The organism is Hyphomonas neptunium ATCC 15444 (assembly GCF_000013025.1).
GTDB lineage: Bacteria > Pseudomonadota > Alphaproteobacteria > Caulobacterales > Hyphomonadaceae > Hyphomonas > Hyphomonas neptunia.
Genome location: NC_008358.1, coordinates 3,548,012 through 3,573,979 on the forward strand (window position 1 = coordinate 3,548,012; position 25,968 = coordinate 3,573,979).

General features: G+C 63.6%; 29 protein-coding genes. 18 read left to right on the plus strand and 11 right to left on the minus strand.

Annotation, left to right across the window (positions count from 1 at the left end):
* Nucleotides 1–147 precede the first annotated feature (147 nt).
* On the plus strand, nucleotides 148–873 hold the full coding sequence (phbB, locus tag HNE_RS16830) for an acetoacetyl-CoA reductase (RefSeq protein WP_011648372.1): 726 nt from the start codon (nucleotides 148–150) through the stop codon (nucleotides 871–873).
* 111 nt (nucleotides 874–984) lie between these two features.
* Here the strand turns inward: phbB and HNE_RS16835 are convergent, their stop codons facing one another.
* On the minus strand, nucleotides 985–1,434 hold the full coding sequence (locus HNE_RS16835; RefSeq protein WP_011648373.1) for a cupin domain-containing protein: 450 nt from the start codon (nucleotides 1,432–1,434) through the stop codon (nucleotides 985–987).
* Nucleotides 1,434–2,204, minus strand: coding sequence for a hydroxyacylglutathione hydrolase (gene gloB / locus HNE_RS16840; protein ID WP_011648374.1), 771 nt, complete (start codon nucleotides 2,202–2,204; stop codon nucleotides 1,434–1,436). The genes HNE_RS16835 and gloB overlap by 1 nt, the downstream gene beginning before the upstream one ends.
* Before the next feature lie 56 nt (nucleotides 2,205–2,260).
* On the opposite strand from gloB, the gene HNE_RS16845 reads away from it, so the two are divergent.
* Nucleotides 2,261–3,004: a class I SAM-dependent methyltransferase gene (locus tag HNE_RS16845; protein ID WP_011648375.1), complete on the plus strand. Its 744-nt coding sequence runs from the start codon at nucleotides 2,261–2,263 to the stop codon at nucleotides 3,002–3,004.
* A 64-nt stretch (nucleotides 3,005–3,068) separates the two neighbouring features.
* Nucleotides 3,069–3,413 carry a P-II family nitrogen regulator gene (locus HNE_RS16850; RefSeq protein WP_011648376.1) on the plus strand — a complete coding sequence of 115 codons (345 nt, stop codon included), beginning with the start codon at nucleotides 3,069–3,071 and terminating at the stop codon, nucleotides 3,411–3,413.
* A 59-nt stretch (nucleotides 3,414–3,472) separates the two neighbouring features.
* Here HNE_RS16850 and HNE_RS18220 read toward each other — a convergent pair whose 3' ends face one another.
* The 5 genes from HNE_RS18220 to HNE_RS16880 all read right to left on the minus strand — a co-directional run bounded on the left by HNE_RS18220 (nucleotide 3,473) and on the right by HNE_RS16880 (nucleotide 8,876).
* Nucleotides 3,473–4,669 carry a M23 family metallopeptidase gene (locus HNE_RS18220; RefSeq protein WP_011648377.1) on the minus strand — a complete coding sequence of 399 codons (1,197 nt, stop codon included), beginning with the start codon at nucleotides 4,667–4,669 and terminating at the stop codon, nucleotides 3,473–3,475.
* Nucleotides 4,669–5,334 (minus strand): hypothetical protein, encoded by a 666-nt coding sequence (locus HNE_RS16860; RefSeq protein ID WP_011648378.1) that lies wholly within the window; start codon nucleotides 5,332–5,334, stop codon nucleotides 4,669–4,671. The genes HNE_RS18220 and HNE_RS16860 overlap by 1 nt, the downstream gene beginning before the upstream one ends.
* A complete protein-coding gene (locus tag HNE_RS16870; RefSeq protein WP_011648379.1) occupies nucleotides 5,331–5,990 on the minus strand; it encodes a hypothetical protein in 660 nt (219 codons plus the stop codon). Before HNE_RS16870 ends, HNE_RS16860 begins: the two co-directional genes overlap by 4 nt.
* Before the next feature lies 1 nt (nucleotide 5,991).
* Nucleotides 5,992–8,310 carry a S8 family peptidase gene (locus HNE_RS18225; RefSeq protein WP_011648380.1) on the minus strand — a complete coding sequence of 773 codons (2,319 nt, stop codon included), beginning with the start codon at nucleotides 8,308–8,310 and terminating at the stop codon, nucleotides 5,992–5,994.
* Between the two features lie 110 nt (nucleotides 8,311–8,420).
* Nucleotides 8,421–8,876 carry an SAM-dependent methyltransferase gene (locus HNE_RS16880; protein WP_011648381.1) on the minus strand — a complete coding sequence of 152 codons (456 nt, stop codon included), beginning with the start codon at nucleotides 8,874–8,876 and terminating at the stop codon, nucleotides 8,421–8,423.
* A 131-nt stretch (nucleotides 8,877–9,007) separates the two neighbouring features.
* Here HNE_RS16880 and HNE_RS16885 point away from each other — a divergent pair, with 131 nt between their 5' ends.
* The 9 genes from HNE_RS16885 (at nucleotide 9,008) to HNE_RS16925 (ending at nucleotide 16,301) form a co-directional block, all read left to right on the plus strand.
* Entirely contained in the window at nucleotides 9,008–9,493 is a 486-nt protein-coding gene (locus HNE_RS16885) for a pentapeptide repeat-containing protein (RefSeq protein ID WP_011648382.1), read from the plus strand.
* Between the two features lie 34 nt (nucleotides 9,494–9,527).
* On the plus strand, nucleotides 9,528–12,401 hold the full coding sequence (locus HNE_RS16890) for a helicase-related protein (protein ID WP_011648383.1): 2,874 nt from the start codon (nucleotides 9,528–9,530) through the stop codon (nucleotides 12,399–12,401).
* A gap of 13 nt (nucleotides 12,402–12,414) precedes the next feature.
* Nucleotides 12,415–12,702 carry an RNA-binding S4 domain-containing protein gene (locus HNE_RS16895; RefSeq protein ID WP_011648384.1) on the plus strand — a complete coding sequence of 96 codons (288 nt, stop codon included), beginning with the start codon at nucleotides 12,415–12,417 and terminating at the stop codon, nucleotides 12,700–12,702.
* Nucleotides 12,699–13,145, plus strand: coding sequence for a TerB family tellurite resistance protein (locus HNE_RS16900; protein ID WP_011648385.1), 447 nt, complete (start codon nucleotides 12,699–12,701; stop codon nucleotides 13,143–13,145). The genes HNE_RS16895 and HNE_RS16900 overlap by 4 nt, the downstream gene beginning before the upstream one ends.
* Nucleotides 13,146–13,243: 98 nt before the next feature.
* Nucleotides 13,244–13,585 (plus strand): ferredoxin FdxA, encoded by a 342-nt coding sequence (gene fdxA / locus HNE_RS16905; RefSeq protein WP_011648386.1) that lies wholly within the window; start codon nucleotides 13,244–13,246, stop codon nucleotides 13,583–13,585.
* 285 nt (nucleotides 13,586–13,870) lie between these two features.
* The gene (locus HNE_RS16910) at nucleotides 13,871–14,395 is read left to right on the plus strand and encodes a CarD family transcriptional regulator (protein WP_011648387.1); all 525 of its coding nucleotides are present in this window, start codon (nucleotides 13,871–13,873) and stop codon (nucleotides 14,393–14,395) included.
* A 158-nt stretch (nucleotides 14,396–14,553) separates the two neighbouring features.
* On the plus strand, nucleotides 14,554–15,294 hold the full coding sequence (locus HNE_RS16915; RefSeq protein ID WP_011648388.1) for a hypothetical protein: 741 nt from the start codon (nucleotides 14,554–14,556) through the stop codon (nucleotides 15,292–15,294).
* A gap of 89 nt (nucleotides 15,295–15,383) precedes the next feature.
* Entirely contained in the window at nucleotides 15,384–15,800 is a 417-nt protein-coding gene (locus HNE_RS16920) for a GFA family protein (RefSeq protein WP_011648389.1), read from the plus strand.
* 231 nt (nucleotides 15,801–16,031) lie between these two features.
* Nucleotides 16,032–16,301, plus strand: a complete 270-nt coding sequence (locus tag HNE_RS16925) for a sel1 repeat family protein (protein ID WP_011648391.1) — start codon at nucleotides 16,032–16,034, stop codon at nucleotides 16,299–16,301.
* 7 nt (nucleotides 16,302–16,308) lie between these two features.
* On the opposite strand, the gene HNE_RS16930 is transcribed toward HNE_RS16925, so the two are convergent.
* Together HNE_RS16930 and HNE_RS16935 are read right to left on the minus strand one after the other, a co-directional pair.
* Nucleotides 16,309–17,490: an alpha/beta fold hydrolase gene (locus tag HNE_RS16930; protein WP_011648392.1), complete on the minus strand. Its 1,182-nt coding sequence runs from the start codon at nucleotides 17,488–17,490 to the stop codon at nucleotides 16,309–16,311.
* Between the two features lie 93 nt (nucleotides 17,491–17,583).
* Nucleotides 17,584–18,000, minus strand: a complete 417-nt coding sequence (locus tag HNE_RS16935; RefSeq protein WP_011648393.1) for a VOC family protein — start codon at nucleotides 17,998–18,000, stop codon at nucleotides 17,584–17,586.
* A gap of 81 nt (nucleotides 18,001–18,081) precedes the next feature.
* On the opposite strand from HNE_RS16935, the gene soxR reads away from it, so the two are divergent.
* Nucleotides 18,082–18,537, plus strand: a complete 456-nt coding sequence (gene soxR, locus HNE_RS16940; protein ID WP_011648394.1) for a redox-sensitive transcriptional activator SoxR — start codon at nucleotides 18,082–18,084, stop codon at nucleotides 18,535–18,537.
* Nucleotides 18,538–18,543: 6 nt separating this feature from the next.
* Here the strand turns inward: soxR and HNE_RS16945 are convergent, their stop codons facing one another.
* Complete coding sequence (locus tag HNE_RS16945; protein ID WP_011648395.1) at nucleotides 18,544–20,112, minus strand: fatty acid--CoA ligase; 1,569 nt, start codon at nucleotides 20,110–20,112, stop codon at nucleotides 18,544–18,546.
* 111 nt (nucleotides 20,113–20,223) lie between these two features.
* Between HNE_RS16945 and HNE_RS16950 the strand changes: the two genes are divergently transcribed.
* The 5 genes from HNE_RS16950 (at nucleotide 20,224) to HNE_RS16970 (ending at nucleotide 24,889) form a co-directional block, all read left to right on the plus strand.
* Nucleotides 20,224–21,159, plus strand: coding sequence for a DUF2785 domain-containing protein (locus tag HNE_RS16950; RefSeq protein WP_083759137.1), 936 nt, complete (start codon nucleotides 20,224–20,226; stop codon nucleotides 21,157–21,159).
* A 45-nt stretch (nucleotides 21,160–21,204) separates the two neighbouring features.
* Nucleotides 21,205–22,491, plus strand: coding sequence for a glutamate-5-semialdehyde dehydrogenase (locus HNE_RS16955; RefSeq protein WP_011648397.1), 1,287 nt, complete (start codon nucleotides 21,205–21,207; stop codon nucleotides 22,489–22,491).
* Nucleotides 22,488–23,075 (plus strand): nicotinate-nucleotide adenylyltransferase, encoded by a 588-nt coding sequence (locus HNE_RS16960; RefSeq protein WP_011648398.1) that lies wholly within the window; start codon nucleotides 22,488–22,490, stop codon nucleotides 23,073–23,075. Before HNE_RS16955 ends, HNE_RS16960 begins: the two co-directional genes overlap by 4 nt.
* Nucleotides 23,072–23,812 (plus strand): HesA/MoeB/ThiF family protein, encoded by a 741-nt coding sequence (locus HNE_RS16965; RefSeq protein ID WP_011648399.1) that lies wholly within the window; start codon nucleotides 23,072–23,074, stop codon nucleotides 23,810–23,812. Before HNE_RS16960 ends, HNE_RS16965 begins: the two co-directional genes overlap by 4 nt.
* Before the next feature lie 75 nt (nucleotides 23,813–23,887).
* Nucleotides 23,888–24,889, plus strand: coding sequence for an alpha/beta fold hydrolase (locus HNE_RS16970; RefSeq protein ID WP_011648400.1), 1,002 nt, complete (start codon nucleotides 23,888–23,890; stop codon nucleotides 24,887–24,889).
* Nucleotides 24,890–24,918: 29 nt separating this feature from the next.
* Here the strand turns inward: HNE_RS16970 and HNE_RS16975 are convergent, their stop codons facing one another.
* Nucleotides 24,919–25,905 carry a 2-hydroxyacid dehydrogenase gene (locus HNE_RS16975; protein ID WP_011648401.1) on the minus strand — a complete coding sequence of 329 codons (987 nt, stop codon included), beginning with the start codon at nucleotides 25,903–25,905 and terminating at the stop codon, nucleotides 24,919–24,921.
* Between the last annotated feature and the right edge of the window lie 63 nt (nucleotides 25,906–25,968).

Sequence of the window (25,968 nt, forward strand, 5' to 3'; positions counted from 1 at the left end):
TCGTCCGCTGCCCTGCAATGGAGCAAGCAATTATTGTGCTAGTGCGAAATATTTGCACAGAACCCTCACAAGACCAATGCGCTATTGATGTGGACCCCGCTTGTAGGCAAGGCTGGGGACAACGAGACATTGGGAGGAGTTCATACCATGGCGAAAACGGCTCTGGTGACCGGCGGTACGCGCGGCATCGGCAAGGCAATCAGCGAAATGCTGCAAGCGAAAGGCTACTCAGTGGCCGCCAATTATGGTGGCAATGACGCAGCCGCCGCAGCATTTTCAAAGGAAACCGGCATCAAGGTCTTCAAATTCGACGTGGCCGATTATGACGCGGTCGGCGTGGGCCTGAAGGCGGTCGAGGCGGAAGTCGGTCCCGTGGACGTGCTGGTGAATAATGCCGGGATCACCCGCGACGCGCCCTTCCACAAGATGACGCTGGCCCATTGGCAGGAGGTCATCAATGTCGACCTGACCTCCGCCTTCAACGTCACCCGGCAGGTATGGGACGGGATGCGGGAGCGCAATTTCGGCCGGATCATCAATATTTCCTCGATCAACGGCCAGAAAGGCCAGTTCACGCAGGCCAACTATTCTGCCGCCAAGGCCGGCCTGATCGGCTTCACCAAGGCGCTGGCCTATGAAGGCGCCAAGAAGGGAATCACCTCGAACGTCGTGGCGCCGGGCTATATCGACACCGAGATGTTGCAGGCGGTGAAGCCCGAAGTACTCGAAGGGATCATTGCCACGATCCCGGTGGGGCGCCTGGGCAAGGCCGAAGAGATCGCCTCGATGTGCGCTTATCTGGCGTCCGAAGAAGCCGCCTTCATCAATGGCGCGACCATGACGGTGAACGGCGCGCAGTATATCGCGGGCTGATAAAACGCGGCCTTGTCCCGTGGATAAGGCCGCAAAAAAACTCCAACGAAACCTCCAACGAGGCGTGAAAAACTCCAACGGCGTTGGAGTTTTTTGCGGTCTCAGGCCCGTTCAGACCTCCGGACGCCAGCCCGGCGGGGCAAGTGTGAAACCGGAAAACTCAAACCCCGGCGCGACCAGACAGGACACGAGCGTCCAGGCGCCAAGCGTTTCGGCCGTCTGCCAATGATCGGCCGGAATGATAGCTTGGGGCCGCTGGCCCGCGCGCAGGTCCGGGCCGAGGGTCAGGCTGGCAGCGCCCTTCCCTTCCGGCGGAGAGAGGGTGAGCGCGAGCGGGCCGCCCGCATGCCAGAGCCAGGCTTCGTCCGCATCGACCCGGTGCCAGGCGGAGAGCTCGTCGGCCTGTAAGAGATAATAGATCGCTGTCAAATCTGATCGGGCGCCAGCGGCAACGGGCGCCCTGTATGTCTCGCCATAATGGCCCCCTTCCGGATGGGGCCTCAGGCCAAGCATGCGGATGATTTCATTCGGGCCAAGATCGCCGGAAATGGCAGATCGCATCAGAAGCGATCCTTCCGCCCGCGGATTTCGCCAAACGTGGCGGCCGCATTGCCCGCATGGCCCATGGCGAGCTGCATTTCGGGAAGGTCTGCGCGCAGGAAGGGATTGGTCTCCAGCTCCCGCTCCAGCAGCGCCGGCACGGTGGGCTTGTCTTCGGCCCGGCGCTTCTCGATCCAGGCGACATATTCCTTCAGCGCCTTGTTTTCCGGCTCGATGGTGACGGCGAATTTTGCATTCGAGGCGGTGTATTCATGCGCGCAATAGAGCTGCGTCTTCTTGGGCAGCTTCTTGATGCGCTTGAGGCTCTCCCACATCATTTCCATCGTGCCCTCGAAAACGCGGCCACAGCCCAGCGCGAAGACAGCGTCGCCGACGAAGGCGGCTTCCTGATCGGGAAAGTGAAAGGCGATATGGCCGAGCGTGTGGCCCGGCACATCGATCACGGTCGCCGTTGCGCCGCCCAGCTCTACGGTATCGCCGCCTTTGACGCGCCGGTCGATGCCGGGGATTTTATCTGCCTCACCGGCCGGGCCGATGATCTTGCAGCCGGTGGCTTCCTTGATCTTGAGGTTTCCCCCCGCATGATCGGGATGCCAGTGGGTGTTCCAGATTTCGCTGATGGTCCAACTCATCTTCTCCGCCTCTGCCAGATATACAGCGGCGTCCGGCGTATCGATGGCAATCGTGCGGCCCGAACCGGGTTCATGGACCAGATAGCCGTAATTATCGTTCAGGCAGGGAAACTGGTGTATTTCAATCAGGACACTCATTTCTTACCTCCAGTTACCGGCCCCCAGAAACAGGAACGCGCGAGCCACCCATAACGATGCGACAGGACGCCGTCACCCTTGAACGCTTTTATGCGTCCGACCTTGGAAAGGCGGCGGCGGGCATTCTTGCGGGCAAGCTGACCGATCTGTGGGGCGAGTCCAAGGGGCTGTCTGTTCTTGGGCTGGGATATGCGCTGCCGGTTCTGGATGCCTTTGCCACCGGGCCCCGGCGCATAATAGCGGCTGTGCCGCATGAGCACGGGCCTGTGCGCTGGGATTATTCGGGCCGGGGCAATGCCGCCGTGGCCGTAGGCGACCCGCGCCTGCCCTTCTCGGACGGGCTGTTTGACCGGGTGATCATCCTGCACGGGCTGGAAGAGACGGGCGACCCACGCGCGTATCTTCGCGAGATCTGGCGCGTGACCGCGCCGGAGGGCCGCATCGTGCTGGCCGCCGCCAACCGCGCGGGCCTCTGGTCGCGCGCCACGCGGACGCCCTTTGGCCATGGACGGCCCTGGACGCGCAGCCAGCTGTCAAACCTGCTGTCGACCGGGCTGTTCCAGGTTACGGCCTCCTCCAGCGCGCTGTATATGCCGCCGGCGGCGCTGGGCCTCGTCACCTCAGCTGCCGAAGGCTGGGAAGCTATGGGCCGCGTTATCGCGCCGGGGATGGGCGGCGTGGTTCTGATCGAAGCGGTCAAACGGCTCTATGCCCCGCCCAAGAGCGGAACCGGCGCGCCGGTGACCGATCGCGTTCGAATTGCGCGCCCTGCCCGCGCGGCAAGGCGCGAAGAACATTGACGAAATTGTCATGTTGATTACGTTCGCAGTTGCAGCATCGGGCTGATCAGACAGGAACCCCGCCATGAAACAGATCACTGCAGTCTTCAAACCGAGCCGACTGGACGCAGTCATCGAGGCGATTTCCGAAGCGGGCGCGACCGGCCTGACGGTGACCGAGGTGCGCGGCTATGGCCGCCAGCAGGGCAAGACGGAAGTTTATCGCGGAGCCGAATATGAAGTGCGCCTGCTCCCGAAAGTGAAGGTAGAACTCGCCTGCGCGGACGCGGACGTGGAGCGCTTCATCGAGGCGATCACACAGGCGGCCAATACCGGCACGATCGGCGATGGCAAGATTTTCGTCCATGATCTGGACTCCATCCTGCGCATCCGCACCGGTGAGCGCGACGAGCAGGCGATCTCTGGCTGAGCCTGGCCCCCACAAAGATAAGATATGAAAAGGGCGGCCCGAGAGCCGCCCTTTTTGTTTCATTCGATGATCTCGTAGCCTTCGGGGATGACCCATTCGGGCGCCGAGGCGATGCCGATCTCCGGCTCCAGCTGCTCGCCGGGCCCGTTCTGGCGGCGCTCATACGCCTCGACCAGCGAGAGATAGGGCGGGACATGCACCCAGCTGCTGCTGGCGGTGTTCTGGGTGATCTCGAAATGCAGGTGGATGGTGGTCGGCGTGCCGCCAAAGTCATTCGAGACATAACCGATCAGATCACCCGCTTCCACGAACTGGCCGGCGGTCACGGCCAGCCGGTTCATGTTGAGGTGCATGTAGTTGTAGATGCTGCCTTCGCCGCGCAGTTTGACCGTATACGTACCGATCGAGGAGATGACGCCGTCTTCCACCGCGATCACTTCATGAATGCCGCGCTGGGCCGCGCTCTGGCGGCGCAGAGTGTTGCAGTCTGCGGCGGTGCCGACGCGGATGTCCTGACCCTGATGGATACGGTTTACCGGGCAGAAGGGCGAGCCGCGATTGGCCGAGCGGGTTTCGCAGAAATTGTCCCGCCACGGATACTCATAGTTGCGCGCGTCGCACTGATCGCCGCCTGCAACACCGCCGCCATACATGAAGACCTGCGACTGGAGATAGGCGGGAGCCGACTTGATGGGAAACAGAATGCCGGGCGCATGCACAACCTGTTCGGCAAAGCCGCCGCCAGATCCGGCCAGCAGCGCGCCGGGGGCATGATAGCTGAAGACGGGCTCCACAACGGGTTCCGGCTCCGGCTCAGGACCGGGTTGCTCGGGACCCGGAGTTTCTGGATCAGGGGTCTCAGGATCGGGCGTTTCAGTTTCCGGCGTTTCGGGGTCAACTTCTGAGCCAGGTGTACCGGGCGCGTCAGGCGTGTCCCCGGTGGGGTCATCGGGCGGGGTTTCTTCGCCGGGTGTTTCATCAATCGGCATTTCCGGCGCCGGGAGGTCTTCTTCCGGAGGCGTGCCATCTACCGGGTCGGCAGGCGGCGTTTCTTCTTCCTCAACCGGGGGCAGTGCCCAGGGGTCTTCGCCGGGATCGGGTGGCGGGGGGCCTGGCGCGCCAGGCGGAATGGCCGGGCCGGGTTCGGGCGTCTCGGGCGGGGGGCCACCATCACCGGGCACGCGGATAAAATCACAGGCGCCGAGCAGGATCAGCGCGGCGGATAGTCCGATGGCGGATAAGCGTCTTTTCAGCATCAGCGGGTTCCCGAAATCACCAGATCCGTTGCAAAGGCTTCGGCCTCTTCCTGCGTGATGCAGGTTGGCAGGCCGTTGGTCAGCGCCTTGCACTCGAATTCGACGAGATAGTCAGCGCCGTAACGGGAGAAGGACACCTGCGCGCCGGTGGTGGTCGGCTGGAAGGTCAGCGCCTCGCTGCGCGGCTGCGTCGCTTCGCCGGGCGCGGCGATCACCTTGTTGGTGCCGTTGACGATGGTGTCATAGGCCTCACCCGGAAAGAAGGCGTAGTAGCCGTCACTCACGGGCTGGAACCGGACATCGGACTCGCCGCCCTGAACGGAGACCGGCGCGGAAGGAAGGAAAACGGGAACGGGCGGCGCCGCCTCGCCCGAAGCGATCTGGAAGCTGCCTTCGCGATCTTCGATCGGGCGGGCAGCAAGGTCCCGGCGGGCGGCCTCCCAGTCAACGGCGCTGTCGCCCGCAACCGATTCCGGGCGAACCGGCAGCTCCACTTCGGAGGGCTCACCTGTCTGGTCCGTGCCCGGAACAAGGGGGTCTTCAACGAGTTTGGGCTCAGCATCCTGCTGGCCACTGGCGCCCGGAAGGCGAATCTGATCACAGCCAGCCAACACAACACTGGCGGCAAGCAAGAGAGATGCAATCTGCAGGCGGAGCAAACTCATTTTGTGTCCTTCTGGCCGGGATGGGCAACATAATCTGGATCAGCATAGGCTACGCCCTCGATCGCAAGCAGGCGATCCTGAACGTCTTTTATGGCGGCGGGCGTTGCCTCGGCCAGGCGGCGCGAGAGGCGCATTTCGCCCGAATAGCTGGCGCCGGACAGCTCGAACTCGGCGAGTACCGGAATGCGGCCGGTCAGCTCCACCCAGGCGGCCTGGGCCGCTGCCGGATCGCGCTTGAAATTGCGGGTGATGACATCGACTTCCGGCGCGCCCTTGAGGCGGACGATGAAGACCACTTCTGCCGTACCGGCGCGGGCGGGCAAAACGCCGCCGCCGCCCTCCCCCTGAATGGTGACCTGAGGAATGGGCGAAGACGCCTCATCTTCGGGCTCATCGGGGGGCAGCGGCGCAGGTTCCGGATCAATGATCGGCGAAGGCCTGCCCGGCGGGGGATCAAATGGCATGCCGGAAGATTCCGGGGGCGGCGCCTGGCCTGCCTCACCGGACTCGGCCAGTTGAACCACCCCGGCATCGTTGCCCGCCTCTTCCCCACCACGCGTGCCGACCACGGCAAGCCCTGCAGCGCCGGCGAGAAGGCCGATGCCAAGCAGGCCGAGCGGGCCGCGCGCATCCATGGGAATCCGGGGCCGGTTCATCTCAGCGACCGCCTCCGTCTGTCGCCTTGAGCGGCACATTGGCCATGTTGAGCAGCCCTACTCCACAGGGCCGGGCACACATATCAGGGCTGCCCTCGATGGGCGCAGCGCCGGGATACTGCGTGCAGAGGCCAGCGCATTGCAGGCTCTCGCGCGGGTCCAGCGCCGCCCTCAGTGTGCTGATGATGTCGTCGCGGCTGGCGGCCGGATCGCGAGACTTGAGCAATGCGAGCGCGGCCGAGACATGTGGCGCGGCCATGCTGGTACCCTGCTCATACGCGTAGAAACAATTCTCCACGCCTTCGCCGGTGACAGGATCGTAGCAGTTGGTGGCCGCCTTGGTGGAGAGTACGCCATCGGGTTTACCGTCACCGTTATCGTCACGCGTCAGGTCGCCGCCTGGCGCGAGCACCATGACTTCGGGACCGAAGTTCGAGTAGGGCGCGATCTGGCCACGGGCATCGCTTGCGGCAACCGTCACGACATTGCGACAGCCGGCGGGCGCATAGAGGCTTGTCGACATACGGGCATTGCCCGCCGCCGAAACAACGATCACGCCCTCTTCGGTCACCGCGTCGATGGCGTCCTGCAGCGAGGCCGGGCAGGCTCCGAGCAGGCCAATGGAGAGGTTGATGATGTCGGCCGGGTTCTCGTTCCAGACCTCGGTCCAGACCTGTGGTCCTTCATTGACTTCGGCCGGGATCAGCCCCGCTGCCCAGCGGATCGCATCATTGATGTCCGACAGGCGCCCACCGCACTTGCCGAGCGCGCGCACCGGTACGATGCGCACGTCCCACGCGCCGCCGGCAACGCCGGAACCGTTGTTGGTGGCGGCCGCGCCAATTGTGCCTGCCACATGCGTGCCGTGGAAACTGTCTGCGGCATTGGGCTTGTTCGGATCGCACATATCGCCGGGATCGTTTGCATCAATATCGCGCCCGTCGCCGTCATTGCCCATGCGGGGATCGGAGACCATGTCATAGCCCTGCATGATGTTGGGCGAGGCGGCGATGTCGGGATGGCTCATCTGCAGGCCGGTATCGACGACTGCGACGACGATGCCGTCGGATCCTCTAACGCCCTGACGGTTCCAAAAGCTTTCAAAGCCCGCTCCGCCAGCCGTGCGGCCTTCGGACGTGCCCTTGTCGCGGAAATGCCATTGCAGCGCCCAGAGCGGATCATCCGGCTCCTGGCTGACCGGCTGGCCCGTGGGTGAGCCGGTTGAGCCTGTGGACCCAGTTTTGGTCTCGCCGGGGGTGCCGTAGGGGGTGTCTTTGGGTTTCCGCGCAAACTGGTTCTGGAAAATGTAATCCTGTTCGACATATTCGAACTGGCCTGATGCGCGCAGGTCGCGCACGACGCAGGCTGTGGCAACCGCAAGGTCGTCACCGACAGAGGCGGCATCCGCGCCTTCCGGGCATTCTGCGGCTTCCGTGCGCGCGAGGAAGTCTGCCGGACCGTTGCGGCCGGTAAACTGGGTGGGGTTTGCACCATCGGCGCCGATCTGGATGACCATCTGCCCCTGACGCGACAGCGCCACTTCCCCGCCGACGCCGTATTTGGACATCGTGTCGAGCATGACAGTGTTCGCATCAAGCTGTTTGCGGACCACTTCCCGCTCGATTGGCGCGCGGCGGGCCAGCTTGCGGGTCTCGGCGCGATCTTCAGGCGCCATGGCCTCAAGATCTTGCTTCGAGAGACTGCGCATCTGCAGGCGCTTGGTGTCGTCCTGGATCACCACCTGATCAAACTTCCGGCTCGCTTGCGCGATCTCTTCGCGGGATTCCTCGGCATCACGCGGATCGAGCGTGATTTTCGGCATAACCTGCGCCGGCTGCACTTCAAGGAATACCGAGCCGGGCTCCTGGGTCGTGAGGGGTGCCGGCGCTGGCGGGGCGGCGGCTGGCGCCTCCTCCGCGTCCATCATCGCTTCGCCTTCTGGCGAGTCGAAATAGTCGAGCTCGGCCTCCATCTGCTCCGCATCCTCGACAATATCGACCGATTCGGCGTCCGGAATGGCGAGCGGCTTGGCGATGATTGAGCCGATGGCGAACATCGGGCGGTCTTCATCATCAATCGCGAATTCTGCCGTCACGACGGTGCCCGCCAGGGCGCGATCCTCGGGGGAGGCGCTTTCCAGATTGCGGTAAGTGGGGTCGATCACGGTCTCGCCGTTGATCTGTTCAACGGAGGCGTCCGCGATCTCTCGGGCGCGCTCAATTCGCGTATCGATCTGGTCGCATCCCGTCAGCAGGGCTGCGCCGCCGAGGGCCATGGCGATTGCAGCGCGCGCCGTCCTCGCAGTGTAGTGTTTCAACATGCCGGATATCCCCATGCGATTGCCAATGAACGCCCCAGCACATTAGGTTAACGCTGTGTTGAGATTATGACGAGGCAGCCGCCCTGTCCAATCCGCAAATTCATTTGTCCCTACCAATAGTCTTTCATCAACGCGCCAGCCCATTCAGGCTGGCGGATACTGCCGCGGGGCAGGAATTCCCGCATCACCGGCTTGATATCGAGCACGGGCGTGCCGTCGATGGCATCAAGCCCGCCAACTGTGACAGTACGGCCTGAAACGCCGAGGATACTACAGGTGCAGAGGCCAAGCCGGTTGGGCCGGTTCTTGCCGCGTTGGGCGAAGATGCCGGCCAGGGGCCAGTCTGTATTGCCGCGCGGGTGGCGGGCGCCGGTTTCAATCTTCTCTTCCGTAACCTTGTGAAAGAAGAAAATCACCTCGGCATGGCTGAAAGAGTCCAGTCCATACAAGGCACTTTCTGGAAATCTGGGGTCGAGCTCAATGCGGGCCTGCTCGCTGCCCCAATGATCATCGACCGGATCTGAACGACCGCCCCGGACCCAGCCGATCGGTTGAAGAGTGATCATGCGCCCCTCCCTGGTTCAAGCGGGCCGACGCTCTGCCGGTCACGAAGAGGTGTCAATGCCGGGCCTTTCAATGCCCGGCGAATACGCACACATGGACAAACTGGGACAAAGCGGGACACTTCGGGGCATCGATGGACACATTGGCGACAGAAACGGGCGCGCCGGCGGGTGCTGGCGGGCCGGAGCGGCTGATCGAAGGCCGCGACTTTCACGGCGCTGATCTTCGCGACCAGGACTTTGCCGGGGTCCGGTTTCGCAATTGCGAACTTCGGGGCGCGCGCCTTGATTGGGCAAACCTTGCCGGGGCGTGCCTCAATCATGCGCGGCTTCTGAACGCCTCGATGACGCATGCGCATCTGCGCGGCGCTTCGATGAAGGGAACAAATCTGCGGCTGGCCAAACTGGCCCAGGCCAATCTGGCGGGCGCGGACATGACCGGCGCCAATCTCTGGCAGGCCGATCTGTCCGGCGCCAACCTGTGCGGCGCGACCTGCCTTTGGGGCGACATTGCCAAAGCCTGCTTTGCCGGCGCCCTCTATGACGATGCCACGCAGCTACCGCCCGGCTTTCATCCAGAGGCCGAGGGCATGATCCGCTTCGACATGCCGCGCGCTTGACCTTAGCCGCGCGCGCCCCCATCCCTCTGCGCAGATGACCAGGCTCAAGGCCATTCTCGGCCCCACCAATACCGGCAAGACGCATTACGCCATTGAGCGGATGCTGGGGCATGGGACCGGCATGATCGGCCTGCCCCTGCGCCTCTTGGCGCGCGAGGTGTATGACCGGGTGGTTGCCGCCAAGGGTTATGCCAGCGCGGCGCTGATTACCGGCGAGGAGCGCATCTCGCCGCCCACCGCGCGGTATTTCATCTGCACCGTGGAATCCATGCCCACCGACATCCGGCCCGATTTCCTTGCCATCGACGAGATCCAGCTGGCCGAGGACGATGACCGGGGACATGTGTTCACCGACCGTATTCTCAATATGCGGGGCAATCATGAGACGCTGCTGCTGGGCGCCGATACGATGCGGGGCCTGCTGCGGGAATTGAAGCTGGGCGTGGAGACCGAGCCGCGCGAGCGGTTTTCGGAGCTGCGCTATACCGGCCATACCAAGATCACCAAACTGCCCAAGCGCACGGCCATTGTCGGCTTCAGCGCCGAGGAAGTCTACGCCATCGCCGAGCTGCTGCGGCGCCAGAAAGGCGGGGCGGCGGTTGTCATGGGCGCGCTCAGCCCCCGCACCCGCAACGCCCAGGTGGCGCTCTACCAGTCGGGCGAGGTCGATTACATCGTGGCGACCGACGCCATCGGCATGGGGCTGAACCTTGATGTCGAGCGGGTCGTGTTTGCCTCGCGCTCCAAATTTGACGGACGCCGCCACCGGCCGCTGTCGCTGGCCGAATGTGGCCAGATTGCCGGACGCGCGGGGCGGTTCCGCACCGATGGCGAATTTGGGGAGACGGGCAATTGCCCGCCTTTTGCCGATGAAGAATGGAAAGCCATCGAAGCCCACCGGTTTGATCCGGTCGATGCGATCCAGTGGCGCAACTCTGCCCTCGACTATTCCACCCTCAAAACCCTGATCCGCAGCCTTGAGAAACCTTCGGGCAATTCGATGCTGATCCATAACCCCCGCGCGCTGGACGAATGGGTGCTGCGCCGGCTGGGCGAGGATGGCGGGATTGGCCCGAATGTGACGGGCGAGCGCAAGGTGCGCCGTCTGTGGGATCTGGCGCGGCTGCCTGACTTTCGCAAAGCCGGCCCGGAAGGGCATGGACGGCTGGTACTGGGCCTGGCCGAGACGCTGGCCGATCCCGACGCGCGCCTGTCGGACGCGGGCCTGGAGCGGCGGATGGAAGACCTCGCCTCTCCGCTGGGCGACATTGCCAAGCTGCAACAGCGCCTTGCGGCGATCCGAACCTGGACTTATGCCGCCCACCGCCCGGACTGGCTGGAAAACCCATCCTATTGGCAGCAGAAAACACGGGAGATAGAAGACTCCCTTTCAGACGCGCTTCACAGCGCGCTGACCGCCCGCTTTGTCGATCGGCGCACGACCGCGCTGCTCGCCAGTCTCAAGAAGGAAGACGCCCTCGTGACCAATCTGACGCCCGACGGCGACGTGACCGTTGAAGGCCATCTCGTCGGCCGCCTGAAGGGGCTGGCTTTCGAGCCGGTGCTGGACGCCCGCACGCTGGAAGGCAAGGCTGTCCGTGGGGCCGCCCTGGCGGCCATCCGCCCGATGCTGAGCCAGCGCCTGACCGAGATTGCCGGGGCGCCGTCGGACGCCTTCAAGCTGACCGAAGGGGCCGAGATCGAATTCAAGGGCGCCTCCATTGCCCGCCTGCTGAAAGGGGCAAGCTGGATTGCCCCGCGCGCCGAACTGATCGGCGCCGTGGAAGTGGACGCGGGCGAACGCGCCCCTGCCCTCTCCCGCGTCGAGGAATGGCTGAAGGGCGAGATCGCCCGCGTGCTGCCCACCCATGCCAAGCTGGCGAGCGGGGAAACCGGCGCCGCGCTGGAAGGCATGTCGCGGGGCCTGGCGTTCCGCATCCTCGAAAGCGGCGCGGCAGTTGATCTGCGTACCGATGATCCACCGCTACGCATCACGCCCGAACAGCGCGAAGCCCTCAAAGCCGCCGGCATCCGCGCTGGCCGCGTGGCGGTGCATGCCCCCGACGCGCAGAAGCCCGCGGCCCAGCGCGTGATCGCAATCCTGAAGGCTGTTGATTCGGGTGCTGAATATCCCCTCGCGCCGGAAGGCGCAGGTTCCTTCGCCCTCGATGGCACCTGGCCGGAAGAAGCCCTGGCCGCCAACGGCTATCTGCGATTTGGCCGCCGCGCGGTGCGCGCTGACCTTGCCGAGCGGCTGGGCTGGGAGATTGCCAAGCGCCGCAAGGATGCCGGCAAAAACGCGTTTCCAATTGCGATTGATCTGGCCTCAATGGTTTCCTGCCCGGCAGATGATTGGCCCGGCGTGCTGAAAGGCTTTGGCCTCGCGCCCGCCGAGAAGGACAAGGAAACCGGCGCCGTGACGCTCTGGCGCTATGGCGCACGCACCCGGCCCGATGAAGGCCAAGCGGCACGCCCGCCACGCGGAGAGCGCCCGCAAGGCGAACCCGCGCAGGGCGACGGCGCTGGCCGTCCGCCCTCTGAACGTCAGCCTGGCCGAGGGCCACGCGGCGAAGGCAAAGGCGGCCCCCGCGGCGAAGGCCGGCGCAATGAAGGCCGTGGCGGCGAGGGACGGGGCGGTGAAGGCCGCGGTGGCCCACGCGGCGACCGGCGCCCTAATCAGCGCTCTGACCAACGCGGCGATCAGCGTCCCGGCCATAATTCCGGCCCACCCGCCCGCAAGGTAGCCGACCCGGATAGTCCGTTCGCGGCGCTCGCGGCACTGTTGCCCCCGCCCAAACCGGCCAAGCCGCCGCGCCCTCCCAAGCAGAAAAAGCCGCGCGAGCAGGCCGCTGCGCCCAATGAGCCGGCAAGCGGGGACGCAGGCTTCACCTACAAGCCCTTCGAATAAGGACTGACGCCGCATGCCGGAAGAAGGGTCGCTCCGCCTGGACATCTGGCTGTGGCGGGCCCGTTTCTTCAAAACGCGCGCGCTGGCCACAGCGCATGTGCGCGGGCGCGGCGTGCGCCTTTCGCATCTGGGCCAGACGCGCAAAACGGATAAACCCGGCGCGAGCGTGAATGTCGGCGATGTCGTGACATTCGGGAAGGCCGAGCGTATCTACAGCGTTGAAGTGCTGGACCTTGGCGAACGCCGCGGCCCCGCTGAGGAAGCACGGGCGCTCTACCGCCCTCTGGAGGCCGAGCCATGATGGATCGCATCAAGCGCCTGCTGACGCCCAAGACCCCTGCCGAGCAGTCCATGCCGCCCTATGTGGCGGTGACGGCCCTGCTGGTCGAGGCGGCTCTGGTGGACGGGGTTTACGTCAATATCGAGAGCGACATGATCGCCGAAATCCTGGTGGAGGCCTTCGAATTCGAGGCGGACAAGGCCGACAGCCTGCTGGCCCAGGCCGAGACGCTGGCCGAGGAGGCCGTGGGCAGCCACCAGTTCACCAAACATGCGAAGAAACTGCCGATGCCGGAGCGGCTGAAGGTGGTCGAGGCGATCTACCGGGTCATCTATGCCGATGGCGAGCGCTCGGATCTGGAAGACGCCTATGTGCGCCATGTTGCCGGGCTGCTGCATGTCGATGATGTGCAGCGCGCCGAAGCCCGCCGGCGTGCGGAAAAGCGCACTTCCGGGGCCGTTTGAGCCATTCTCCGGCTGCTGTGTAGTTCACCTCATTGACAGGGACGCCCCGCCTCGCCAATTGGCGGGCTGAATTCCCGCCAGAAGACCCCGGACCTCCCATGACCTATATTGTCGTCGACGCCTGCATCCGCTGCAAATACATGGACTGTGTCGAGGTATGCCCCGTCGATTGCTTCTATGAAGGCGAAAACATGCTCGTCATCCACCCGGATGAATGCATCGATTGCGGTGTGTGCGAGCCGGAATGCCCTGTCGAGGCGATCAAACCGGATACCGAAGACGATCCGGACGGCAAATGGCTGAAGCTGAATTCGGACTATGCCAAGGTGTGGCCCAACATCACCCGGATGAAGGAGCCCCCGGCCGACCGGGAAGAATTTGCACAGGAAACCGGCAAGCTGGAAAAATACTTCACGGCCAATCCGGGCGCGGGCGACTGATCGTCCACCTTAAGGGGCATGAATTTCACCCCGACGCCATAGCCTGCAGTGTCTGCGGGGGTGTTGAAGGATCAGGGGCCATTAACGATTTCCCGGAGTCTTCACCTTTTGGCTCCCCGGCAGGGGATGCGCCATACTGTTGTATTTCCTGTAAGATTGTGCTACATAGACCTCCTGAACAACAATCAAGAAGAGCGGAATTTCCTAACTCAGACCCTTAATCAGGAACTGGGCTGGAGAAACTCGACTCTCTTAATGTGTGTGTAGAAAAGGGTCTTACCTAATATGGCGAAGAAGGCAGAAGCTCGGACTCATGCGTTCGAGGTCGGTCAGAGTGTTGTCTACCCGGCGCACGGCGTAGGCAAAATCACCGGTATCGAAAGTCAGACAGTCGCGGGTATGCAGCTGGAAGTTTATGTCGTGGCATTTGACCAGGACAAGATGATCCTGCGTGTGCCGACGAATCGCGCCGAAGCTTCGGGTATGCGGGCCCTCGCCGGCTCCAAACTGGTGGATGACGCGCTCAAGACGCTCGGCGGCAAGGCCCGGATCAAGCGGACCATGTGGTCGCGCCGCGCTCAGGAATACGAAGCCAAGATCAATTCGGGTGACCTGATCTCGATCGCGGAGGTCGTTCGCGACCTGCACCGCGGCGATGACCAGCCTGAGCAATCCTATTCCGAGCGCCAACTCTATGAGAGCGCGCTGGACCGGATGGCCCGCGAACTGGCCGCAGTCGAGAATATCGACAAAGGCAAGGCGATGGAAAAACTCGCCAAGTCGCTGGCCAAGAAAAAAGTCGCCGCCTGATTTCAGGCTGAGCGCTCCAAGACAAAAGCCCCGCAGGAAACTGTGGGGCTTTTTGCTTTCCGGGGTGGCGCGCGAGGAAATCAGAAGGGGAAACCTTCTCGCAAGACTCTTCCCCCAAACTGCCTGCACCTGAATCAGCCAGACCAGGGGGAAAGGCGATGACAGCATTTGCGATCGGATCTTCTGCCTCCTCCCTGGCGGCGCTCACACTGCTGCGGCAAGGCCCGATTACGCCGCAAGAAAACAGCGCGGCAGACACCCTTGGAGCGCCTTTCCGATATGATGGTTCACTGACTACCGGAGTCTCGGCGGCGGCCTATACGATCGATACGATCCTCCGCAGCCGCGCAATTGCGCCCCCTGCCTCCAGCGCAGCTGGGCTCGCGCAGCTGGCCGGCGCACTTGCAAGGTTTGACAGTGCCGGCGTCTCGGTTCAGTTCCGCGTCGACGGCGCTGCTGCCCCCGATGACGTGGCCGGATGGATGGGCGACCGGAACATCGGCATTCTTGCCGATCATGCGGCCAGCGTTGCCGCGACGCCCGAGGAAGCGCTGGCGCAGTATGGCGAGATTGCCCGGCAGGCGGCCGCGCGGCCCGGTGCCTCCGATTTCAGCAAACAGATCCATCAGGCCTATCTGGAAGGCCGCATCGAACTGGTGCCCGCTGAAGAATATGGTGTGAAATCCGAAACAGCGGTTGCGTTTCATTTTGCAGCCAACGGCGATTTCAGGGGCAGCAGCTGGAACGTCAGCACACCCGCAGACAGCCTCTCCCTTGCGGACCTGAAGCAGACCCGGCTGAAGGAGCAGGATGACGGCAGCTGGATCGATACCGAGACAGGCCGCTACGCCGCCGGCATCAGTTTCGGTGGCCGCAGCTACGTCGCAACATTCGACTGATCCCGCCCAAATTGCCCCGATCAGAATTTGACCGGAAGAAAGCGACATGCTAATTAAAACAAAACGTGAACATATAGAAAGGAAGCTCCATGACTGACACCGGAAAGATTGAAGGCGGATGTCAGTGCGGCGCGGTGCGGTATGAGATCGCGAGCGCGCCGGAGCGGATTTCGGTCTGTCATTGCCGAGACTGCCAGAAAAGCGCCGGGGCGCCGATGGTGGCCTGGGCCATGATACCAGCAGATGATTTCCGGGTGAGCGCCGGAGAGGCACGCTCCGTGAATTCCTCGGGCGACAGTTTCCGCTATTTCTGCGGCAATTGCGGCACCGGGCTTTATTATACCAACGAGACTTATCTGCCCGGCATTGTCGACGTGCAGCTGATGACGCTGGATACGCCGGAAGCATTCCCGCCCGGCGCGCAGGTGCAAACGGCCGAGCAGGCGGGCTGGGTGACGCATCTGGCCGCGATTCCTGCCTTCACGCGCTATCCGGGCGCCGACTAACTCTTACTCCGGCGGCGCCGATTCCGGCAAAAAACCGCCCCTTTCGGGCAATTGCTAACAGATCGGCCCGGAACGTTTACGAAGCCGTGTCATGGCAAATGCCATCTTAACCATGTTCAAACGCTCTCAGGGCAGGGTTTGTCCGTCGCCGGATGATCTGGCGCGTGATGGATTATCGGCCATTGCACGGGAAAGCCCGGCAGGCCGTCAGAGGAGTGAGAGACAAGAGACATGGCCTATTCAGATACCCCCGTTGAGCCCGCAAACCTGCTTGGCGCCCATTCGTTGCCCGACGACCTTTACCGCGCAGGCCTTGCCTATGCGACCGGCACCGGCACCGAGATCAACCTTGTGGAAGCCCACAAATGGTTCAACCTCGCCGCCGTGCGCGGTCATGAAGACGCCCGCGCCCAGCGCCAGGAAATGGCAGAGATGCTGACCTCGGCTGAAGTGAAGCTCGCGCTGCAATCGGCCCGCGACTGGATGAAGCTCGCCAACTGAGGCGCGCTCATTCAGCCTGCACACATGCCGCCGCCTTGGCGCGCGCCGCGTCCATGTCCGGCTCTGCCGCATAGGGGCGGATGCAGGTTACGAGCGTCATCAGCACCGCGCCCGGCTCCTCCATGAAGGCGAGGTGGGCGGAGTGATCAAACCAGTATTCGGCTTTTGCCGGCGCGCTGAGCCGGTCGAACCAGGCCGCGCTGGCTGTCGGCGGCGTCGTAAGGTCCTGACGGCCGTGCAGCAGAAATACCGGCACGGGACTTGTGGTGATGGCGTCCATATCCACCGCGCGCAGCTCCGGCATCAGCGCCGTGATGCTCGCCAGGCTGCCGGCATCATAGCCGTTCAGCACCGCGTCATCATAGTCGGCTGAAAGCCGCATGGCGCGAAACCAGGGCGCCGCGTCCTGGCGATAGGCGGCAAGGCCGCCATAATGGATGGACCAGGTCCGCTGGTCGCCGATACGTTCCACCGTCAGATCGTCGGGATAGGGCTCAAGCGCTTCGAGCGCCTCAACGGCCTCGGTATTGCCATCGGCCTTTGCTGCTTCCAGCGTGAGGCGAAAGCCTTCTTCCTCATTGCGCTGCATGTTGATGACCTGCCCGTGGGCGGCATAAGCGGCAAAGAGATCGGGGCGCTCCACCGCTGCCTGCAGGCCGATGATCGTTCCCCAGGAATGCCCGAGCAGGATCACCTTTTCCTTGCCGAGCCTCTGCCGCACCAGCTCGGCCACTTCGATGACATCCGCCTTCATCCGGTCCACAGACAGCGTCGGGATCACGGCGTCAGGGTCTGTCAGGCTGTAGGTCTTGCCCGCGCCGCGCTGGTCCCACTGAACCACGGTGAAATAATCCTCCCAGCCGCGCTGGAAGGTCCAGCCAATCGCAAGTTCTGCCGAACCGGGGCCCCCGTGGACAATCAGGATGACCGGGTTGTCCCGGTCCTTGCCGCGAATGGAGAGCCATTGATCGACCCCGCCAATCGGGGCAGCAAACGACTCCTCGATGCCATTTGGCGTGTTGATCTTGCCGATGTCCGCAACAATCGCGCGACCGTCTACTGCCGGACGAGACGCCTCTACGGCTTCCGTCTCTGGCGCAGGCTTGTCCGCTGGCTGGGATACATTCTGCCCGCACGCCGCAAGAATGGCGGTGGCGGCGAGCGCGATCAGCAAGGCACGGGTTTTCATCTGGTTGCTCCCTTTTGAGAGGAGATGCAGCGGGAAGCGCATTTGGATGCACCTCCCGCTGCTGCCAGCTGTCACGGGAGAGAGCGTGTCCGATCAGCCAGCATATTCCAGGACAGGCGCGTAGGACACCACCTCGAATTCGATATTGCTTTCGTCGAAGAAATAGAACCGGCGGCCGGGCTCGTAATCATCATGGCCGAAGGGCGCATAGCCCGCCGCGCGCACCAGCGTTTCGATGGCGACAATATCATCGACCTCGATGCCGATATGATTGAGCGGCACGCCTTTCTCGAAACGCTTTGGGCAGCTTTTCTCCGGCGGCGGAGAATAGAGCGCCAGATAGTGATCGGCCGAGCCGACATGCACCGTGTGCCCCCCGCTCATCGCCTTGCCGCGCCAGCGGACATGCCAGCCGAAAATCTTCTCGAAAATCTGCGCGGCATGTTCGGAGTCCGGAACCGTGATGTTCACATGTTCGATACGGGCGGGCCTTGGGTTTGCCTGTGTCATGGCGGTTTCCCTTTCAGGGTGGTTGATGCCTGACACCTCTGCTACAATCTCAAGTTCACTTTAGATCAAGCAGAAATTTGCATGTCCCTGAAACATTCCGACATCCTGACGATTGGCGAGTTGGCCGCGCGCACGGGCGTGGCCGTATCTGCGCTGCGCTATTACGAAGAACGCGGGCTTGTCCGCTCGCTGCGCGCGAAGGGCCAGCACCGGCGGTTCCTGCGCTCGGACATAAGGCGGGTGTCGTTTATCCGGATCGCGCAATCGCTTGGCCTGACCATCGAAGATGTCGCCCAGGCCTTTGCCGCCCTGCCCGAGGGGCGCACACCGACGGCGGCCGACTGGCGGGCCATCAGCGGGGATATTCGCGGCGTACTGGACCGCAAAATTGCAGAGCTGGAAAACATGCGAGACAAGCTCGACAATTGCATCGGCTGCGGCTGTCTTTCTCTCAAACGCTGCGCGCTTTACAATGCCGGAGATGAGGCGGGTAAAACCGGAACGGGGCCGCGCTTTATCTTCCGCGACGGCCCCTGAACTGTATTAGCCAACCCGCCGCGTCTGCCCGCGCCAATAGGGCTCGCGCAAATCCTTGCGGAGGATCTTGCCCGAGGGGTTGCGTGGCAAGGCCTCAATGAAGTCCACCGATTTGGGCGCCTTGTAAGCGGCGATATGATCCTTCGCCCAGGCGATGATGCTTTCCGGGGACGGATCTTCTCCGGGTTTCTTCACCACGATCGCCTTGACCGCCTCGCCCCATTTCTCATCCGGCACGCCGATGACGGCAACGTCGGCAACGCCCGGCGCGCCAAAGATCGCGTTCTCGACCTCTGCCGGGTAGACATTCTCCCCGCCCGAAACGATCATGTCTTTCACCCGGTCATGGATGTAGAGGAAACCGTCTTCATCGAAATAACCCGCGTCGCCCGTATGGAAGAAGCCGTTCCGGACAGCGTCCTGCGTTGCCTCCGGACGGTTCCAGTAACCCTTCATGACGAAGCCCGACTTGATGACGATCTCGCCAACCTCGCCGGTGGGAACGGGTTTGCCGTCGCCATCCACCACGCGCACCACAGCGCCCGGCCAGGGCACACCGCAGGAGCGGAGTTTCCCCCAGCTGGGATCATGCGCTTCGGGTGGCAGGAATGTCCCGGCACCGACGGTTTCGGTCAGCCCGTAAAGCTGGGTGAAGCGGGCGCCCATGATCTCCACCGCCGTGCGCAGCAGCGCTTCGGAGATCGGCGAGGCGCCGTAGAACACCTGCTTCAGGCTGGAGAAATCCGTTTCGCGGATATTCGGCTGCTGGGTCAGCATCAGGATCACGGCGGGCACCCAGAAGGCGTGGGCAATCCGGTGTTCGGGGATCAGGCGAAGGATCGCCTGCGGATCAATCTCGCGCAGGATCACCGTCTTGGCGCCCTGCAGGCTGGCGAGTACGCCGACGTTCACACCGGCCACATGGAACTGCGGCATGGCATTCATGATCGCCTCGCCCGCGTCATAGCTCGACCATTCGAGCATGCCGGCCTGGGTGAAGAAGGCGCGGTAATTGTCATTCGTCAGCTGCACGCCTTTGGGCAGGCCGGTGGTGCCCGATGTGTAAAGCTGGATCACATCGTCCTCGCCTTGCACGTCCAGGCCCGGTGGCTCTGCCGGTTTGGAATCGCGCCAGGAGGGGAAATAGTCCCAGTCTTCCCGGTCGCCATCGAGGGTAATGATGCGGACAAGATCAGGCAGCTCCGCCTTGATCTGGTCGATCATCGCGTAGAATTCCTTGCCGACGAACAGCACACGGGCCTTGGCGTCCGACAGGATGAACTTCACCTCAGGCGGAGCAAGGCGCGTGTTAACGCCCGTCATCACCGTGCGCGACTTGGCGCAGCCAAAGAGAAGCTCGTAATAGGCGTCGGTATTCTTCGCCAGATAGCCCACCCGGTCGCCCGGCTGGAGGCCGAGCCGGATCAGCCCGTTGGCAATCTGGTTGCTGCGCCGGTCGAGTTCGGCAAAGCTTGTGGCGCGCCCCTCGAACCAGAGTGCCGTTTCGTCCGGGCGCAGTTTTGCCTGAACGGGCGGAATATCCGCAATGTAGGGCATCGCTTCGATGTCGATCATGAGGTCCTCCGCTGGGCATGCTTGTTGAGGAGAACATTAGTGCCTTCCGGCGGCTTGTCAGCCCGTCTTGGGCGCGCAACTCTGCCAGAAACGCGCCGGGAGGCCCTGAATATGCTGCGCTATCTGATTTTGCCGCTGCTTCTGGGGGCCTGCGCCGCCACCCCGGCCCCAGAATTGGCCCCGGCCTCAGCGCCCCCAATGCCAGCGGCCACCCCCTGCCCGCCTGCTGCCGAGCTGGCGCAGCGGGGGGATGAGCGCGCCCGCGGCGAGGCAATCCTTGATATGGCCCAGTCCGAGCGGGAGACCCTGGCGATCGCCCTGCTGCCCTGCCTTGGAGACCCTGACCCCGCCCTGCGTGATGGGGTGACCTATACCGCCCTCTCCCAGATGATGCGCAGCCAGCTGATCGGAAGCGAAACACTCGCGGCAATGAAGGCAGAGCTTCTCGGTATGCTGGCGGCAGAGGACGATCCCGCCGGCTTTGCCCGCCCCTTCGCCGCCCTCGTGCTGGCTGAAGTCGCCCGCACCGACCGCGTGGCGCCGTGGATGACCCCGCAGGAGCGCGCCGGTCTGATCGCGGCGGCAGACGCCTATCTTGCGAGCCTCACCGATTATCGCGGGTTTGATGAAGCTGAAGGCTGGCGCCATGGCGTGGCCCACGCGGCCGACTTTCTGATGCAGCTGTCCCTCAATCCCGAGATCACAAGGCCCCAGGCCGAAGCGATCCTGGCCACCGTAGCGCGCAAGGTGGGCACGCCGGAACATGCCTATGTTTTCGGGGAAAGTGAGCGGCTGGCCGCGCCGGTGATGTATCTGGCCCGGCGGGAGATCTTCAGCGAAGCGGATTGGGAAGCCTGGTTCAGCGGCCTCTGGCCTGCCGATGATCCCCTGCGTGAAAACGCTTACACATCCGAAGCAGCCCTGACAAAGCTGCACAATCTGCGCGCCTTTTCGCAAGCCATCTATGTCAGCGCCAAGGCCAGCAATGAAGCGACCTATGAACCGGTGGCGCGCGGCGCCTTCGCTCTTCTCAATTCCCTTCCCTGAGCCAAACCTTGCAGCAAAAGCCCTTTTGCGGCACTTGATGGCGCCATGACCGTCCAGACCTCTCCGCCTAGCGCTGCGCTTGCAGAAACGATGCTCGACATGGGGCGCCGCGCCCGCGCCGCGTCGCGCGAACTTGGCCTCTTGACCGCGCAGGACCGCACGCGTGGCCTCAAAGCCATCGCCGCCGCCATCCGCGCCGCCGCCCCGGACGTCCTGCGCGCCAATGCCGAAGATATGGCAGCAGCCCGCGCCAAGGGTCTCGCTCCGGCCATGCTGGACCGGCTCGCGCTCGACGAAAAACGCCTCGAAGGCGTGGCGGCCGGCGTTGAAACGGTTGCCGCCCTGCCCGATCCGCTGGGCCGGGAACTGGCGCGCTGGACCCCGCCCAACGGGCTCGACATTGCGCGCATCGCGGTGCCGCTGGGTGTCATCGGCATCATCTATGAAAGCCGCCCGAATGTGACCGTGGACGCGGGCGTGCTCTGCCTGCGCTCGGGCAACGCGGCCATCCTGCGTGGCGGCTCGGAAAGCGCGAAGTCGTCCGCTGCGCTCGCGAACGCCATGCGCGGCGCGCTGAAATCTGAAGAACTGCCCGTTGATGCGATCCAGCTGGTTGCCACGACAAACCGTGAAGCGGTTGGCCATATGCTGGGCGGCCTTGAAGGCGCGCTCGATGTCATCGTGCCGCGCGGCGGGCGCAGCCTCGTTGAGCGCGTGCAGGCCGAAGCCCGCGTGCCAGTGATCGGCCATCTTGAAGGCCTCTGCCATACCTATGTCCACGCCGCCGCCGACCCGAAGAAGGCCGTCGACATCGTGCTGAACGCCAAGATGCGCCGCACGGGCGTGTGCGGATCGACCGAGACGCTGCTTATTGATGTGGCCGTTGCCGCAACCCTGTTGCCGCAGATCGCCAAAGCGCTGACCGATGCAGGCTGCGAGCTGCGCGGGGATGGCCGCACGCGCGCCATTCTGGGCGACATCACGCCGGCAACCGAGGCAGACTGGGCGACCGAATATCTCGACGCCATTCTCTCCATCGCCGTCGTCGATGGCCTGCCCGGCGCGCTGGCTCATCTGGCGCGCTGGTCGTCGGGCCATACCGACGCAATCATCACCGAAGATACGGCCGCAGCCGAAACCTTCATCGCGAATGTCGACAGCGCCATCGTGCTGCACAATGCCTCCACCCAGTTTGCCGATGGCGGGGAGTTTGGCTTTGGCGCCGAGATCGGTATCGCGACGGGACGCATCCATGCGCGGGGGCCCGTGGGCGCCGAGCAGCTGACCACCTATAAATATGCCGTGCGCGGAACAGGCCAGGTCCGCCCTTGAAGCGCCCTCGCCTGCCCGGCCCCGCCAAGGGTCTTGCCATCGGGCTCTTTGGCGGCAGTTTCAATCCCGCCCATGCCGGCCATCTGCTGGTCGCGCAGACGGCGCTGAAACGGCTTAAGCTCGACGAAGTCTGGTGGATTGTGGCGCGCGGCAACCCGTTGAAGTCCGACCACGGAGATTATGCGGTGCGCCTTGCATCCGCACGCGCGATGGCGCAAGGCGCCGGCATGGACGTGACCGATATCGAAGACCAGCTCGGCCTTACCTATTCCATCGATACCGTGCGCGCCCTGATCAAGGCGGCGCCCGATGCGCGCTTTGTCTGGTTGATGGGCGCTGACAATCTTGCGGGCTTTGATCGCTGGAAAAACTGGGAAGAGATTGCCCGCACACTGCCCATCGCCGTGATTTCCCGGCCAGGCGCGCCGATTACAAAGCCCAGCTTCTTCTCACGCCGGTTTGCCAGACATCGCCTGCCCGAGCCGCAGGCCGCGGCTCTGGCTTACACGCAGGCCCCGGCCTGGGTTTATATCCGTACACGGGAAAACCCCACCTCCTCAACGGCGCTACGGGCAACCCCATGAGCCTTTCACCTGAAGATCTCGACCGCCACCGCCGCCACATCCTGCTGAAGGAAATCGGCGGGCCGGGCGTTGCAAAACTGCGGGCGGCGTCGGTTTCCATCATCGGCGCCGGCGCCCTGGGCGGCCCCGCCGCGCTTTACCTTGCCGCAGCCGGCGTGGGCGAATTGGAGCTCTGGGATGACGACCGGGTCGAACGCTCAAACCTGCAGCGGCAGATACAGTTTACAGAAGCCGACACCGGCGCGGAAAAAGGTGCCCGTCTTGCGGCGCGGATCACGGCGCTTGATCCTTCGATCAAGGTCGCCATCAGGCACGCGCGATTTGACGAAAGCGCCGCGCCTTCCGGAAACATCCTGATTGACGCGACCGATAATTTCGAAACCCGCTTCGCGCTCAACGCCTTCGCACACGCACACGCGCGCTATCTCGTCTCCGGCGCGGCGAGCGGTTGGAGTGGACAGGTCAGCGTGTTTGCTTCCGGCCTCGTGCCCGAAGCGCCTTGCTATCGCTGCTGGATTTCAGAGATGCCACCTGCGGCCGAAGCGTGTGATGAAGTGGGCGTCGTCGGCGCGCTGACCGGCATGACCGGCTCGGCGATGGCGCTGGAAGCGGTGAAACTGATCACCGGCGCGGGCGATCCGCTGATCGGGCGCATCCTCCTCATCGACGGGTTGAGAAACGAGATGCGCACCGTGCGTTTGCGCCGGGATTCTCAGTGTCCTGTCTGTTCCATCTGAACAGAAGGTTTGACATGCGCGCCAGCGCGCGCGTTATTCGCGAAGCAGTTTTGTTGATCGGATTCTTCGCCTCAGATGTTGTCCCGCTTTCTCGCTGTTATCCTCACGCTCGGCGTCATCCTGTTCGCAGGCTGGTGGTCTTTGAAGCGGGATGACATACCCTACGACCAGCTGGAAACCATCTATGCCAATTCCGACAGCCGGTATCTGGCGCTCGATGATGAAAAGCGGATCCATTTCCGGGATGTCGGCCCGCGCGACGCGCCTGCCATCATTCTCGTGCACGGCTTTTCCGCCTCGCTGCACACATGGGAACCCTGGGTGACAGATCTTAAACGCGACTATCGCGTCATCAGCCTCGACCTGCCCGGCCATGGCCTCTCCCGCTGCCTCGACAATGACGCCATCGGCATGGATCAGTTCGTGGATGTCATCTACCGCGTGGCCAGCGCGCTGAAGGTCGACCGCTTCACGCTCGCCGGAAACTCCATGGGCGGCGGCGCGGCCTGGAATTATGCCCTCGCCCATCCTGAGCGCCTGGACGGCCTCGTGCTGGTCGATGCCGCCGGCTGGCCCCGCACGGAAGGCGAGAGCGATGACCGGCCCTTCGTGTTCCGCCTTCTGGAAATCGGCATCGCGCGCAAGCTGGTCAAGGATCTCGACATGTCCTCGCTGATCCGCCCCGGCCTGGAAGACAGTTTCTCTGACCCCTCCTTTGTGACCGACGAGATGGTGGACCGCTATGGCTCGCTGGCGCGCGCGCCCTGCCATCGTGAAGCACTGCTGGCCCTCTCTGCCGGGCGCGGCACCCGCGCCGAAGCGACACCCGAGCTTCTTTCCGCGATCACAACGCCCACACTGGTGATGCATGGCGAGCAGGACAACGTCATCCCCTTCTCCCATGGCGAGCAGTTTGCCGCCGCCATCCCCGGCGCAGAGCTCAAACTCTATCCGAATGTCGGCCACCTCCCGCAGGAAGAAATCGCCGCCCAGTCGCTGGAAGATCTGCGGGCTTTTCTGACAGCCCGCGTCCACGGCGCAGCCCCCGCCAGCGAGAGCGAGCTACCGACCAACTGAGCTTTCAGTTTCAGCCCGTCTGCTGAAGATCAGAGGATCGCGGGGATCACACGGTCTGGCGGCCGGTGGCCGTCAGCGAAGGTCTTGATATTGATGATGACCTTCTCGCCCATCTCGGTGCGCCCTTCGATGGTGGCCGAGCCCATATGCGGCAGCAGCAGCACATTCGGCAGGCCGATCAGCTCCGGGTTCACAGCAGGTTCGCGCTCGAACACATCCAGGCCCGCCCCGGCAATTTTTCCGGCGCGGATGGCGCGCGCAAGGGCGGCCTCATCGATCACCTCACCGCGCGCGGTATTGATGATGTAGGCTTCCGGTTTCATCAGGCCCAGACGCCGCGCATTGATCAGATGGAACGTCGCAGGCGTATGCGGGCAGTTGATGGAAACGATGTCCATCCGCGCCAGCATCTGATCGAGCGAATCCCAATAGGTCGCCTCCAGGCTTTCCTCGATGCGCGAGCTGACCGGCTTGCGGTTATGGTAATGTATCTGCATGCCGAAGGCGCGCGCGCGGCGGGCAACGGCCTGGCCGATCCGGCCCATGCCGATGATGCCGAGGCGTTTGCCCGACAGGCGCCGCCCCATCATCCAGGTCGGCGTCCAGCCATCAAACTTGCCCGCCTCCATGATCTGCACGCCTTCATGCATCCGGCGGGGCACCGCCAGGATCAGCGCCATCGCAACATCTGCCGTATCATCGGTCAGCACGCCGGGCGTGTTGGTGACGGTGATGCCGCGCTGCACAGCGCTGGCCACATCGATATTGTCCACCCCTGCCCCGAACTGGGCGATCAGGCGCAGCTGGTCGCCTGCCCGCGCCATCAGGCGGCCATCAATCTTGTCGGTGACCGTGGGCACCAGCACATCGGCGGTCTGCATCGCCTGGGCCAGTTCTTCTACAGAAAACGGCCGGTCACTCTCGTTCAGCCGGGCGTCGAACAACTCCTTCATCCGGAGCTCAACGGGCGCCGGAAGCTTACGGGTGACGACGACTTTCAATTTGCTGGCCGGCATGGGACTCCCATCGGTGCTTTTATTATTTATCGGGGGCTTAGCAGAGCCAACCCGTCACGCCAA